The following is a 13,041-nucleotide window of genomic DNA, read 5'->3' as shown; positions in this document are numbered from 1 at the left end:
TACGTACACGTGGACACGCTGAGTGACGTGAATCAACAAATCGTGTGCGCCCCGCTCCACCATTTCTCCGTGCCGCTCTCCGCCACCCGGCGCGGCGCCCGACTCGCCCGCCTTCTCGCGGCCGAGCAACTCAGCGCCTGGGGAGCGCCGTTGGACCCGGCCCGGCTCGTGGTCGCCGAACTCGCCGCGAACGCGGCCCTGCACGGCCGCGTTCCCGGCCGAAGCTTTCGCCTCACGCTCTCCGTCGTCGGGCACGGGACCTTGCGCATCGAGGTCGCGGACACCCGCGGGGAGCATCTGCCCGCCCCAGCACAAGCGGCGGCGACGCCCTCGCGGAGTCCGGCTACGGGCTGTTGCTCGTCGAGAAGTTGGCCGACCGGTGGGGTGTGCGGTCCGGGCCGGCGCCGTGCAAGACCGTGTGGACGGAACTGGATTTCGCCCCACCCCGGTGAACTCCCGTCCGGAGCCCGGGAACACGGGACCCGGTGGCGGGAAGGCCGGTGCTGTGGGCGGTAAAAGATCAAAGAAACCGGGAAAAAAACCCTTCCAACTAAACCAAACCCCGTGTTTGTCACTCGGGTGGGTGAAACGGGCCGTTGTGGCTGGCGTGTGCGTCGTCCCGCCGTGCACGTTCGGCACGAACAACCCCACACATGCATCGGCCCCCGCCGGGACGGCAATCCCAGTGCGAGGGCCTGACCATCGAGGAAGGCAACAACTTCCCTATGGCTGTGACGAAGCCTATCGCTGCGCCCCGCCCGACACCGGGCGTTCGGCGGAGCACCACCCACTCCGGTGTCACCCACGTACGTGCGTACCAGTCGAGCCACTACACGATCATCGGCAACCACCTCGCTCAGCACCGCGAGCTGTCACTGACGGCCATCGGACTGGCCACTCACATCCTGTCGCTGCCGGAGCGCGCTCCGGTCGACATCCGCAGCCTCGCCGACCGCTTCCCGGAGGGCCGCGACCGGATCGCCTTCGCCCTGCGGGAACTGGAGACGCACGGCTACCTGGAGCGGGTGCGTGAGCGCACGGACGGGGGCCGTTTCATCACGCGGACGTACGCGCACAACGCCCCGGCGCTCTCCCGAAGGCGGGCGGAGGCGACCGAGGTACGGGACGAGCCGGTCGTTCCCGCCCCCATCGTCGCCTGCGTCACCCCGGCCGCGCAGGTCGCGGTCGCGGAAGCCGTAGGAAGCGAGGCAGCAGGCGACCCCGTCCCCGAAGAGACTCCGTCGTCTCCGTCCGAGCCCTCCGAACAGGGGCCGTCCAGCAGTGAGCACCACGACAAGGCGTTCGCCCTGCTCGCGGGCCTGCGCCGCATTGACGACCGCTTCACGCTCTCCCGGAAAGACGTGGAGAGCCTCACCCCCGCCCTCGTGCGCTGGTTAGACAACGGTGCCTCTCGGGCCGCCGTGATCCACGCCATGACCGCCGACGTTCCCGTCCCTCTGACGTCTCCCGCCGGGTTCCTCGCGTACCGGCTCCGGGAAGGTCTCCCGCCGCCCCTGCCCGCGCTTCCGCCGTACGCCGATCTTCCCGGTACCCCGCCGACCGACTCCGCGTGGACCCCGCCGGACCCCTGGTCGGATCCCTGGACGGACTGCGTGGGCGGCTGTACGCGTGTCTTCCGGAAGTCTGCGCCCGACAAGTGCTGTCGGGACTGCCGTGCGCGCAGAGCGGCAGCTTCCCCGGAACTGCCGGTCCGCACCGTCTGAGTCCCCCGCAGCCGCAGCCGCAGCCGCAGACCTCCGCCGACTCCCACCTCTCCCGAGGAACAGCCCATGCCCGACCACGCGACCCACTCCGCCTACGCACGTGTGTACCGCGTCCTGCTCGAAGCGGCCGACGACCTCGAGACCCTGAAGCGGGAGGGTGCGGAGGTCGGCCTGGAACCGCACGCCGGTGCCGCCCTGGCGGCGGTCAGGCTCGCCTCGGCCGTGCTGTTCCCCACCGTGCCCTGCCAGACGCCTCCCTGGTCCCAGGACACCGACCGGCTGCTGGACCTGTGCGGCAACTGGCGTGACGCCGCGTTCGAGGTGGGTGAGTTCGCGCCCGAGCCCACACTGCGAATCGTCAATCGGGAAGACGACGGCCTCCGCGATCCTGGTGGATCGTGAAGGCCGTCGCTGATCTCGCGGAGCGGGTTCGAGGGCTACTTGATGTAGACCAGTCCGTCCGTGGTGATGGTGGGGCGGCCGGTGGTGGCCACGACGACGATCTTGATTGTGTGCTTGGCGCTGCTCGACCAGGTCTTGGTCCAGATCGCCTGGCGGTACAGCGTGGTGGCGGACTTCAGGTCGACCGTCGCGATCTTCGTGCCGTCGACGTAGACGTACGCCTGGCCGGAGGTGGTCGCCCGGGAGACCACCCAGGCGGCGGAGCGGCCGGTGAACGTCCAGGTCAGGCTCGCGCCCTTGGAGCCGCTGGAGTACGACGCGCCGCCGAGGTAGCTCGTGCTGGAACGGGTGGTCCAGCTGCCGTACTTGACGGCGGAGGTCTCCTGCAGGATCACCGGGGTCGAGGAGAGGGAGGCCGTGCGGTAGTTGCCGGCGTAGTCGTTGGCCCGCAGCGACCAGGTGGTGGCGGCGCCGGGCTTGGCCGTGCGGCCGGAGCTGGTGACGGTCGGGCCGAAGGTCGCGGTGGTGGGCGCGAGCAGCTGCACGGAGCGCAGGGCCTTGTCGTCGGCGGCCTTCCAGCCCAGGGTGACCGGGACGGCGGTGGTGCTGACGGTGCCGGTGCGCAGGGAGAGCGTCGGCGCGGTGGTGAAGGTCGGCGCCGTCGTCTCCGCTACGACGTTCAGCGCGGCGGTCGTCGTCGCCTTGCCCGACTGGTGCACCGCGCGCACGGCGACGGTGTGGCTGCCCAGCGGCAGGGTGGCGCTCGCGGAGGTGGCGGTCCCCGTGACGGTGGCCACGGCCTTGCCGTCGGCCAGCAGCTCGAACCTCGAGATCAGCGAGCCGGGCGTGGTGGCCGTCCAGTTCACCGTGACGGCGCCCTTGGTGTAGTACGTCGAGCCCGACAGGCTCGCGCCACCGGCCACCGAGGTGACCTTCAGGCCCTGTACCGGGCCGGCCGCCCAGGCGCGGACAGTCGGCAGCTGGTCGTAGAGCAGCCCGCCGGGGCACTGCGTGTTGTAGCCGTCGCGGTGGCCGGAGATGCGGTTGAAGGTGTAGAGGCTGCCCGAGGTGAAGCTCTTGCCGAAGTAGTTCGTCTGGGTGGCGCCCGCGGTGAGCTGGACGGTCCCGGCCGGGTCCGCGCCGTACTGGCCGAGCTTCCAGGCCGAGAGGCGGGCGATGGAGGTCAGCGCGGCGTTGGTGGCGGTGGTCTGGGTGTAGTCACCGATGACGGCGACGGCCTCGGCCTCGCGGTTCCAGCCGTAGGTGTGGGCGCCGAGCACCGGCAGGTCCACACCGCCCTTGCGGCCCTCCCAGAGGGTGCCGCACTTGTCGACGAGGAAGTTGTAGCCGATGTCCTTCCAGCCGCTGACCTGCACGTGGTACGCGTAGATGCTGCGGATGATCGACGGCGTCTGGTCGCAGGTGTAGTCGTTGGTTCCGTCCGTGTGGTGCACGAACATCGCCTTGACGTCCTTGTTGTACTCCGGCGCGTCGGGGCTGATCGACTCGTCGGCGCCCCAGTCGGCGCGTGAGCGGATCGGCGGCTCGGGCACGGTGGACTTCGGCGCGGTCGGCGGGGGCGTGACGGTGGACGACGGGCTCGTCGTCGGGGACGCGGCGCCCGTCGAGGCGGTCGCCGTGACCTCGGGCGTGGTGTCCGTCGGCGAGGCGGAGACGGTGTCGGTGGGCGCGGCGGTGACCGTGTCGGTCGGCGAGGCCGAGGCCGTGTCACCGGGCGAGGAGGACGCGGAGGGGTCGGGGTTCGCGGTGTCGGACGCCGTCGGGTCGGGCGTGCCGTCCATGACGAAGCCGGCCGGCTCGGCGCCGGTCGTGCCGGTCTTCGTCTCGGCGTCGGTCGCCACCCCCGGGTCGACCAGGTTGACCTCGAGCCCCTTGGGGAGCGCGGCGCCGGCGCCGTTCTTGCGGACGACCTGCACCTGGACGCCGTCGGACGGGCCGACCCAGACCGGCTCGGACGCGCCGCGCACCTTCGGGCCCGGCCGGTCCAGCGGATCGACGTCCAACTCCAGGTCGTGCCAGGCGCTCCACTCGCCGGTCGCGACGCTGCGGGTGCGCACCTGCGCGGTGCCGACGAGTCGCTTGGCGCCGCCGGTCCAGGTGACGCCGAGCAGCGAGAACTGCTCGGTGTCCGTGCGCGGCATCTCCTGGCGGTCCGCCGAAGCGGCCTTCAGGGCGAGGTCGTAGACCTTCACCGGCCGCTTGGGCCGGGCCGCGTGATCCGTGGACGGGTTGGCGGCGGCGTAGGTCACCACGCCTCCGCCGCCCAGGACCACCGCACCGAGCGTCAGCCAGGCCCGTCTCTTCATGCTCAGTGGTCTGTACGCACGCGTTCCACCCCGACGCCGACGTCGACTCACGACGAAATCCACCCCTGTTAGTCACACACTCTGGTCACGTAGGGCACACCTGACACAGGCGGCCCGTACAGAGAGCGCTGTCTGGCTGGAAAACGTCACACGTGAACGGAGTGGGATGACGTAGATCACTCGCCGGTGAGGGGACTGCGGGCCGACTCGGCGTCGGCAAGGGCGGGGTCGGGACGGGCGTAGCGTAGGTGCATGACGAAGTACGGATCCTTCCCCGGTTCGCGTCCTCGGCGGCTGCGGACCACCCCCGTCATGCGGCGCATGGTCGCGGAGACCCGGCTGCATCCCGCCGACTTCATCCTGCCCGCGTTCGTGCGGGAGGGGGTGAGCGAGCCGGTGCCGATCCAGGCCATGCCCGGGGTCGTGCAGCACACCCGTGACAGCCTGAAGAAGGCCGCGCTGGAGGCCGTGGAGGCCGGGGTCTCCGGGATCATGCTCTTCGGGGTGCCGGAGGAGTCGAAGAAGGACGCGCTCGGCACGCCGGGGACGGATCCGGACGGGATTCTCCAGGTCGCCATCCGGGACGTGCGGGCCGAGGTCGGGGACGAACTCCTCGTCATGTCCGACCTGTGTCTCGACGAGACGACCGATCACGGGCACTGCGGCGTCCTCGACGCCGAGGGGCGCGTCGACAACGACGCCACCCTGGAGCGGTACGCCGAGATGGCTCAGGTCCAGGCCGACGCGGGGGCTCATGTCGTCGGGCCCAGCGGGATGATGGACGGGCAGATCGGGGTCGTCCGGGACGCGCTCGACCAGATCGGGCGGGAGGACGTCTCGATCCTCGCCTACACCGTCAAGTACTCGTCCGCCTTCTTCGGGCCGTTCCGGGAGGCGGTCGGGTCGTCCCTGAAGGGGGACCGGAAGACCTATCAGCAGGACCCCGCCAACTTCCGGGAGTCGATGCGCGAGCTGGCGCTCGACCTGGAGGAGGGGGCCGACCTGGTGATGGTCAAGCCGGCCGGACCCTACCTGGACATCCTGGCGAGGGTGGCGGACGCGGTGGAGGTGCCCGTCGTCGCCTACCAGATCTCCGGCGAGTACTCGATGGTCGAGGCGGCCGCCGAGAAGGGCTGGATCGACCGCGACCAGGCGATCTTCGAGACGCTGACCGGCATCAAGCGGGCCGGGGCGCGCAACATCCTCACCTACTGGGCCACCGAAGCGGCCCAGAAGCTGCGGTAGTTCGCCCGCTGCTACCAGCCGAGCACGTCGTTCTGGTCCTGCTGCCAGTACGTCACCTTCAGCGAGCTGTCGTAGTAGACGCCCTTGGCGGGCAGCGACGGCAACGCGGACGCGCCGGCGTCGCTGTTCGGGGTGTAGCCCTGGAAGGCGACGGTCAGCTTCTTCGCCGTCGTGCCGCCGTCGCCGCTGCCGTCGGCGGCCGACAGCAGGACGCCCGCGTAGCCGGACTCGCCGGGGGCGAGGGTCGTCACCGCCTGCGGCTGCGTCGCCTTGTCGGCCTGCGGGGCCCACTGCATCTGGTCGAAGCGCAGGATCGGGTAGTAGGTCAGGTCGCACATCTTGGAGCCGGTGTTGGTCACCGTGAGCAGCATGTGGTTGAGCGGGCGGGACATTGGCTGGGCGGTGACCTTGGTGTTGGAGCCATTGCAGAGGACGCGGGTCGCTGCGGCGTCGGAGCCGGCGCCGGCTCCCGTGCCGGTGCCCGTGCCCGTGCCCGTGCCCTTGCCCGTGCCCGTGCCCTTGCCGGTGTGAGTGCCGGTGCCGGTCGAACCCGCGGTGTCCTTCGCGGGGGTCTTCGCCGGGTCCTCGGTGGTGCCTGCCGGCTTCGTCGCGGACTGCGTCGGCTGGGTGGCGGAGCCCGCCGCCGTCGCCGTCGATGACGCCGGGTGCGACGCGCCCTCGTCCTTCACGCCGGTCCCGTTCTCGCAGGCCGTGAGCGCCAGGGCGGTCAGGGCGGTGAGGGCGAGCAGGTGGCGGGTGCGGCGGATACGCATGATGAAGTCCTCTTCCGGGATGGCGAGTTGAAGCGATGTGCTTCGATGGCCAAAGCTTGTGCGGGGATCCGTCCCGGCCGCCATGACCGGCGGCCGATCAGGGACGCTGGAATGCCCACAACGGGTTTGACCTGGGGAAACAAGCCATCCCTGGAACGCGGGGATGGGACATGGAGAGTGGGGAAACGGTGTCTGCGAGCGAGTTCGCCGAGCTGCTGCGGGAGCTTAAGGAGCGGTCCGGGCTGAGCTACGGGACGCTCGCCAAACGGCTCCACATGAGTACGTCGACGCTGCACCGCTACTGCAACGGGGACGCGATCCCCACGGACTACGCGCCCGTGGAGCGGCTGGCCCGGCTCTGCAAGGCGTCCCCGCAGGAGCTCGTCGATCTGCATCGGCGGTGGGTGCTGGCGGACGCGGGGCGAGGGAGGAAGACGACGGGGGCGGCGGAGAACGGTGCCGTCGAGACCGCCGCCGCGGAAACGGCGGGGGAAGCCGCTGCCGTGGATCCCGCTGGCGTGAAGGCCGTCGCTGAGGAAACGGTTCTTGGCGAGGTGCCGGTTCCTGAGGGGCACGGTGGCGTGGGGGACGGAAGCGCGGCGAACGGTGGCGTGGGGGGCGGTGGCGCGGCGAACGGTGGCGTGGGGGGCGGTGGCGCGGCGAACGGTGGCGCGGGGGGCGGTGGCGCGGCGAACGGTGGCGCGGGGGACGGAAGCGCGGCGAACGGTGGCGCGGGGGACGGAAGCGCGGCGAACGGTGGCATGGGGGACGGAAGCGCGGCGAACGGTGGCGCGGGGGGCGGTGGCGCGGCGAACGGTGGCGTGGGGGGGCGGTGGCGCGGCGAGCGGCGGTGGCGTGGGGGCCGAGGAGATCGGTCCTCCCCTACCTGCGCGATCCCCCCGCCCCGCGCGTAGTGTGCGGCGTTCCGTGGTGCTCGCCGGTGTCGGTGTCGTGGCCGCGCTCGGCTCCGTCGCGCTGGTGCTCTCGCTGACCCTGCCGTCCGGCGGGTCGGGCGAGCGGGACGGCGGGAGCGCCGCGGCAGCCGGGGAGTCCGTGCAGGGCAGGGGGAAGGGGGGGCATGTCGCCGTCTCCGTCGGCGTCCGTGTCCGCCTCCGGCTCCGCCTCCGCGTCCGCGTCGGGGACGCCGTCGGGCTCGGCCTCGGGGCCGGCGTCCCCGTCGGTCTCCGCCCCCGGTGCGGATTCCGGGGCGCGGGCGGACGATTCCGTCCCGCTGACGGTCAACACCCGGCCGTACGCCTGGGTGAACCCCTGTAGCCAGCACTATCTGATCAAGAGCGGGCCGGGGAAGGTCGCGCCGCCGCCCCTGGAGCAGGACGCGCCCGCGTGGGCGTCCGCGCACGGGGCCGTGTCGGCGGGGGAGCAGTTCCTGGAGATCACCGTGCAGGGGACCGGTGCGCAGACCGTGGTCGTGGACAAGCTGACCGTCCGCACGGTCGACAAGGGCGTGCCGCTCGCCTGGAACGACTACGCCATGGGCTACCCGGGCGTCGGCTGCGGCGGCGGGATGCCGACGCGGGCCTTCTCCGTCGCCCTCGACGCGGCTCGGCCGGCGCTGGTGCCCGAGGCCGGGCACAAGGACTTCCCGTTCACGGTGAGCGAGTCCGACCCGGAGGCCTACTACATCACCGCCGACGCCTCCGCCTACGACGTGCGCTGGTATCTGGAACTGTCCTGGTCCAGCGGTTCGCGGCACGGCACGGTGACGATCGACGACGAGGGCAAGCCGTTCCGCACGAGCGGCTCCAACGGGCGGCCCGACTACGTGTTCCCGCTCGGCGGCTCCGCGTGGGAGCGGGCGGGGGCCTCTCCGACGCCGTAGGAGGCGGAGCCCGGCAGAGGGCCGGAGCCCGTCTGCGTGCTGGAGCTGGACGGGCCCTCGTCGCGCAGGCCCTGGCCGTCGTTGCACGCGGTGAGGGCGAGCGCCGCGACGGCCGTCAGCACGGCGCAGAGCAGACGGACGCGGGTCCGGGTGCGGGGGTGGCTGCGGGGGGTGGGGCGAGTGGGCATGGGGCAAGCCTGGGCGGTAGGGCCCACCGCCTTCCACCTCCGCGGCGCAACTCGGGACGCCCGTCCGGTCCCATGGCGTCTGACCTGCGAGAACGGCGTCCCGTTGGGACGGGATGTGGGACGCCGATCCCCCGGATCCGCCTCCGGTCGGTGACCGGACGGGAACGGATCAGTCCCACCGGAAGGACCAGGCGGGCTCGCCGATCAGCTCCTCGGCGTAGGCGCGCAGGGCTTCGGGGCCGTTCTGGGTGATGTTGTCGGGGCAGAACGCGAAGTGCTCCGCCGCCAACGCCTCGGCCTGCGCCAGGGTGGCCGGCGGGGCCGCGACCGACACGACCAGGGTGTCGAAGCCGAGCGCCACCACCCGTATGCCGAAGCGGTCCTCCCAGGAGCGCAGGACGGCGCAGAGACGGGCCACGTCGTTCTCGTAGTTCAGGGGGCCGGTCCAGCCGATCGCCGCCGGGATGTCGGCGGACCGGCGGACCGCGACCAGGGCGAGATGCGGCTCCTTGAGCCAGGTCCGGGCGCCGTCCGTCAGCGAGTCCGCGATCTGGGCCGCGCGTACGTCGGGGGCGGCGGTGGGGGAGGCTTCGGGTGCGAGGCCGGGCCAGTCGGGGCCGAAGGGCTCCATCCCTTCGGCGAGTTCCTCCTCCGCGTTGTCCTCCCAGTACTCCGCGAGGACCTCGTCGGCGTCGTGGTCCCCGGGGTAGGACATCTCGCCGGGCGTCAACTCCCAGTCCGCGGGGCCGCCCTGGGAGCCGCCCACGTCCACGAGCACCGGGAGCAGACCCGCGCGGGCGGCCTGCGCGCCCATGGCCTTCCAGGCGCCGGGCGAGGCGGCCTTCTCCGCGTGCCACAGCAACGGCTCATGCCACGGACCTTCGTCCTCCCCCACCGCCTTGAAGGCGCGGGAGGCGCCACCGTCGTCGATCAGTCTCCCGGGCGGGAGTTGCAGCCCCAGGGAGCGGCCGCTCGGGTCGGTCGCCAGCTTGGGCAGCTGGTTGGGAAGAGTCGCCATGGGGGTGACTGTAGGGGCAGCCACTGACATCGCCGTGGGCAGGCGGCGACGGCCGAGGCCCGGCGGCCCCTGTGCGGGGGCGGCCGGGCCTCGGTGGGAGTGTCAGCGGGTCGTCGGCGTCAGCCGAAGGCCTTGACCGTGTTCCAGTCCACCGCCAGGACGACCTTCACCGCGGCGTTGGTGTTCGTCCGTGACGGGTTGTAGATCCGGGTGTACCCGTCGGAGGCGAAGCGGGCCCAGATGTCGGCGATGCCGTCCTCGTTGACGTCGGGGATGCCGATGGCCGTGGGCACGCCGGCATCGGTCCAACCGGTGCCGTAGGCCTCGTCCTTCCCGGTCAGCGAGTTGGCGCCCAGCTTGAGCGACTCCAGGTCGACGCTGCCGGCGACGGCGCCGGGCTTGCCCTGGCGGTCGTACATGTTGCCGTTGTCCAGGTTGCGCCACAGCAGGTCGGGCGTCTTGTCGCCGTTGACGTCGGTCACGTTGACGATCTCCCGGCGGGCCCAGGCGTCGGCGTTCATCTGCGTCGCCGTCTGGAAGGTCGCGCCGGTGTAGCCGGACAGCGTCCAGAACCCGGCCCCGGCCCGCAGCACCAGGTCGGGCAGCTTGTCGCCGGTGATGTCGCCGACGGCCTTCATCTGCGTCCAGGTCGACGGCGCCGGAGCGTTCGAGGGCAGGCGGACTTCCAGGCGCTGGGAGACGTCGAAGCTGCCGTAGCCGTCGCCCGGGTAGAGCCAGAAGCGGCCGTCCGGGGCGACCGCGAACAGGTCGGTGGCGCCGTCGCCGGGATAGGTGTCCTGGTAGTGGGCGATCAGGGCGGCCTTGCCGGTGGCCGGGTCGTACCAGTGGCCCTGCGGGTCGGGCTGCTTGGCGGCGTCGTAGGAGGCGGCCAGGCAGTTGTACAGGTCGCCGCCCGCTCCGCCCACGCAGGTGCGCAGATCGCCGGCGGCGTTCACGATCAGCAGGTCGGGGATGCTGTCGCCGCCCGTGTCCATGGGTCCGTCCGCGATGTCCCGCGGCGGCACGTAGAACGGGTAGTCGGTGCGCTTGCTGGGGTTGCCGAGGGAGTCGTACGCGTACACCTGGATGGTGTTGGGGCCCGCGTGGGCCGGGGCGAAGGCGGGCAGGGTGGCGGTGTTGTTCGTGGCGGGCAGGTCGACGGGGTTGTTGCCCTCGATGGACCACCGGAACTTCGAGGCGCCCTCGGAGGTGAAGGTGACGGCCCCGGTCTGCCCGAACTTGACCTTCGCCCAGGTCTGGGCGTCGGGCGTGGCCTCGGGGAAGGTGTCGCTGTCCACGGTGGGCGGCGGCGGGCCGGAGCCGTCGACGGTGACGGTGCAGCGGTTGCCGCTGGTCGGGTAGTAGGCGGACACCGCCGTCGGGGAGTTGCTGTCCTCGGCGCGGACGTCCCAGTAGTAGATGCCCTTGTCGACGAGGGTGCTGGAGGCGATCGTCAGGGTGCCCTTGCCGCTGGACAGGCTGGTGACGAGGGTGCCGGCCGGGGTGGCGGCGTTGGACTTCCAGAACCGGAAGCGCAGGCCCTTGAGGTTGCCGTCGGGGTCGGAGGACTTCGCCGACAGGACCAGGTTGGTCTTGCCTACGGTGGCGCCGGCCGTGGTCTGGTTACAGGCGCCGCCCGGCGTGCTGGAGACGCTGCTCGGCGTGGCGGGCGGCCGGTTGTAGATCACTTCCAGCGCGGCGCTGGTCGCCTTGAACTTGCGCCAGGTCTGCACGTCGCCCTCGCTGGTGGCGCGGATGCCGAAGGTGATGTTCGACCAGCCCTTGGTGGCGCCCTCCTGAGCGGCGGACTTGACGTTGAACGCCTCGTAGTCGTCCGGGCAGGAGCTGGAGGACCAGCCGTGGGCGAACGACTTGCGCTGGATCTCGTCGGACCAGCTCGGCTGCTTGTTCCAGGTGGTGCCGGAGGAGATCGCGCCGGTCAGCCAGAACTGGAACTCGCGGTCGGTGCAGGACCAGGAGTGGTTGTTGAGCACCTTGAAGGTCGCCGAACTGACCGTCGCGCCCTTCAGGCTGGTGCTGTAGTTCATCCGCCAGAACGAGCGGGCGGTGCCGCCGGTCTCGTTCTCGTGGCCGACGCGGGCGTCGGAGGTGCCGGAGGAGAAGTTGGTGCCGTTCCAGAAGCTGGTGTTCGGGTACGGCTTGTAGGCCACGGTCCACGCCAGCCAGCCGGCGTTGAGCGTCGGGTCGACGTACACCGGGAACTTCACGTCGGCGTCGGTGAACAGGCCGGCCTGGGCGGCGTGCAGGTCGAGGCGGGCGGCGCCGGTGCCATCGCCGGTCAGCTGGACGGGCATCGGGGCGCTGTGCGCGCCGGGCTCGATGCCGGTCAGGCCGGACAGCTTCAGCACGTCGGCCGGCGTGGCGACCGAGGTGCGGGGCGTGCCCTTGCCCTCGTCGAGTTCGGGGTCACGGCCGGCGGAGTCCCAGGCGAAGGGGGTGGGGATGGAGCCGAGCTCCCTGCCGGAGCCGTCCTGCACCAGGATGCGGCCGGTGGCCTTGTCGTGGTGGAAGACGGCGGTCTTCGAGCGCAGTCCGTAGGCCACGGCGGCCAGCGCCTTGCTCTGCGCGGCCTCCTTGTTCTTGACGATCAGCAGCTGGGCGAAGCCGCCCTCCTCACGCGCGACCAGCAGCAGGTCGACGCCCGGCAGCACCTCGGAGTAGAGGGCGCGGGGGCCGTCGAGCACCGGCTCGGGCAGGGCGCCGGGCCACGTGTAGGCGACGGTGTGCCCGGCGATGTCGACCTCGGCGAGCACCGTCTCCTGTGCCTGCGGCCCGTCGGCCAGCGGCAGACGGGCGAAGGAACGGTCGGCACGGGCGGTGGACCTGCCGGGAGTGCCGCTGGAGAAGCGGATCGGCTGGGCGGGGTTGACCGGCTGTACGCCCAGGCCGCGGACGGCGTTCTGCACGCGCCGCAGCCGGTTGTCGATCGGCGCCCACGCGCCCGCGGCGGTCTTCGCGCGCTGCGGCAGGGCGGCCATCCGGGTGCGCAGCTGTCCGTCCGGCTGCGCCCAGGTCTGGGTGGTGGCGGTGGTGGCGGTGTCGACGAGGACCGGCTTGCGGGTGCGCCGCGCCTCGGTCTGGGCGGCCTCCTCGTCGCGCGGGCCGGTCGCGGCCTGCCGGGCGTCGGCGGCCTTGCCGGCCTGGGGCGGTGAGGGGTCGTCAGGGTGCCACCACGGCAGCAGCGTGACGGTCAGGGCGGCCAGTACGAGGCCGAGGGTGAGAGCCAGCCTGGTGCGCGTGCGCACGAAGGGGCTGAGAAAACGAGGCAGCACGGACACGGCGACGGTCTACTCCCGTGTGGACCAGGCGGACGGGCATGGGGGCAGACACGGTCACACGAACCGCACGAAACGTCCACGTATGAAGAATTTATAAAGTCGTGACGATCGAATGGTGAACGTTTGACTGCCGCTTGACTGTGCGTCATCTGCGGCTTTTGGTCACCCGGAGTGCAGCTATAGGCGGCATTTTCGGTACCTTGCGGGCTTGTTCGCGAGTGCGGT

General features: G+C 71.6%; 10 protein-coding genes and 3 pseudogenes. 7 read left to right on the top strand and 6 right to left on the bottom strand.

The genetic code is table 11. The features are described from left to right. The first annotated feature begins 9 nt into the window (after positions 1-9). The 3 genes and pseudogenes from ACIBAF_RS36490 (at position 10) to ACIBAF_RS36480 (ending at position 2,126) form a co-directional block, all read left to right on the top strand. Positions 10-452: pseudogene (locus ACIBAF_RS36490) on the top strand (ATP-binding protein). Positions 453-725: 273 nt separating this feature from the next. Beyond that, positions 726-1,724, top strand: coding sequence for a helix-turn-helix domain-containing protein (locus ACIBAF_RS36485; RefSeq protein WP_399468795.1), 999 nt, complete (start codon positions 726-728; stop codon positions 1,722-1,724). Positions 1,725-1,790: 66 nt separating this feature from the next. Beyond that, on the top strand, positions 1,791-2,126 hold the full coding sequence (locus ACIBAF_RS36480; protein WP_399468793.1) for a hypothetical protein: 336 nt from the start codon (positions 1,791-1,793) through the stop codon (positions 2,124-2,126). A gap of 35 nt (positions 2,127-2,161) precedes the next feature. Here the strand turns inward: ACIBAF_RS36480 and ACIBAF_RS36475 are convergent, their stop codons facing one another. Next, positions 2,162-4,453: an N-acetylmuramoyl-L-alanine amidase gene (locus ACIBAF_RS36475; RefSeq protein ID WP_399468791.1), complete on the bottom strand. Its 2,292-nt coding sequence runs from the start codon at positions 4,451-4,453 to the stop codon at positions 2,162-2,164. 252 nt (positions 4,454-4,705) lie between these two features. Between ACIBAF_RS36475 and hemB the strand changes: the two genes are divergently transcribed. Then, entirely contained in the window at positions 4,706-5,698 is a 993-nt protein-coding gene (gene hemB / locus ACIBAF_RS36470) for a porphobilinogen synthase (protein ID WP_399468789.1), read from the top strand. Between the two features lie 11 nt (positions 5,699-5,709). Here the strand turns inward: hemB and ACIBAF_RS36465 are convergent, their stop codons facing one another. After that, the gene (locus ACIBAF_RS36465) at positions 5,710-6,471 is read right to left on the bottom strand and encodes a DUF4232 domain-containing protein (RefSeq protein WP_399468787.1); all 762 of its coding nucleotides are present in this window, start codon (positions 6,469-6,471) and stop codon (positions 5,710-5,712) included. Between the two features lie 170 nt (positions 6,472-6,641). On the opposite strand from ACIBAF_RS36465, the pseudogene ACIBAF_RS36460 reads away from it, so the two are divergent. Further along, positions 6,642-6,797 (top strand): annotated as a pseudogene (locus ACIBAF_RS36460) (helix-turn-helix domain-containing protein); the annotation flags it as partial. 250 nt (positions 6,798-7,047) lie between these two features. Further along, positions 7,048-7,233 (top strand): annotated as a pseudogene (locus ACIBAF_RS36455) (hypothetical protein); the annotation flags it as partial. 120 nt (positions 7,234-7,353) lie between these two features. On the opposite strand, the gene ACIBAF_RS36450 reads toward ACIBAF_RS36455, so the two are convergent. Next, positions 7,354-7,713, bottom strand: coding sequence for a hypothetical protein (locus tag ACIBAF_RS36450; protein WP_399468857.1), 360 nt, complete (start codon positions 7,711-7,713; stop codon positions 7,354-7,356). A 19-nt stretch (positions 7,714-7,732) separates the two neighbouring features. Here ACIBAF_RS36450 and ACIBAF_RS36445 point away from each other — a divergent pair, with 19 nt between their 5' ends. Further along, entirely contained in the window at positions 7,733-8,311 is a 579-nt protein-coding gene (locus ACIBAF_RS36445) for a hypothetical protein (RefSeq protein ID WP_399468855.1), read from the top strand. On the opposite strand, the gene ACIBAF_RS36440 is transcribed toward ACIBAF_RS36445, so the two are convergent. From ACIBAF_RS36440 to ACIBAF_RS36430, 3 genes are all read right to left on the bottom strand, one after another. Further along, positions 8,251-8,499, bottom strand: a complete 249-nt coding sequence (locus tag ACIBAF_RS36440) for a hypothetical protein (RefSeq protein WP_399468785.1) — start codon at positions 8,497-8,499, stop codon at positions 8,251-8,253. The two genes, ACIBAF_RS36445 and ACIBAF_RS36440, sit on opposite strands and share 61 nt — an antisense overlap. A 169-nt stretch (positions 8,500-8,668) precedes the next feature. Then, the gene (locus tag ACIBAF_RS36435; RefSeq protein ID WP_399468782.1) at positions 8,669-9,517 is read right to left on the bottom strand and encodes a DUF4253 domain-containing protein; all 849 of its coding nucleotides are present in this window, start codon (positions 9,515-9,517) and stop codon (positions 8,669-8,671) included. 119 nt (positions 9,518-9,636) lie between these two features. Beyond that, positions 9,637-12,816: a DNRLRE domain-containing protein gene (locus ACIBAF_RS36430; RefSeq protein ID WP_399468779.1), complete on the bottom strand. Its 3,180-nt coding sequence runs from the start codon at positions 12,814-12,816 to the stop codon at positions 9,637-9,639. Between the last annotated feature and the right edge of the window lie 225 nt (positions 12,817-13,041).

Origin of the sequence: Streptomyces sp. NPDC051677, assembly GCF_044453465.1 — a bacterium.
GTDB lineage: Bacteria > Actinomycetota > Actinomycetes > Streptomycetales > Streptomycetaceae > Streptomyces.
The sequence above is the reverse complement of the archived record's forward strand: the minus strand, read 5'-3'. Positions and strand labels throughout refer to the sequence as shown.

What these genes read in the sequence shown, in the direction of transcription:
- ACIBAF_RS36485 (WP_399468795.1), top strand. Translation starts at nt 726, where the DNA reads ATGGCTGTGACGAAGCCTATCGCTGCGCCCCGCCCGACACCGGGCGTT.
- hemB (WP_399468789.1), top strand. Translation starts at nt 4,706, where the DNA reads ATGACGAAGTACGGATCCTTCCCCGGTTCGCGTCCTCGGCGGCTGCGG.
- ACIBAF_RS36440 (WP_399468785.1), bottom strand. Translation starts at nt 8,499, where the DNA reads ATGCCCACTCGCCCCACCCCCCGCAGCCACCCCCGCACCCGGACCCGC.
- ACIBAF_RS36475 (WP_399468791.1), bottom strand. Translation starts at nt 4,453, where the DNA reads ATGAAGAGACGGGCCTGGCTGACGCTCGGTGCGGTGGTCCTGGGCGGC.
- ACIBAF_RS36480 (WP_399468793.1), top strand. Translation starts at nt 1,791, where the DNA reads ATGCCCGACCACGCGACCCACTCCGCCTACGCACGTGTGTACCGCGTC.
- ACIBAF_RS36435 (WP_399468782.1), bottom strand. Translation starts at nt 9,517, where the DNA reads ATGGCGACTCTTCCCAACCAGCTGCCCAAGCTGGCGACCGACCCGAGC.
- ACIBAF_RS36465 (WP_399468787.1), bottom strand. Translation starts at nt 6,471, where the DNA reads ATGCGTATCCGCCGCACCCGCCACCTGCTCGCCCTCACCGCCCTGACC.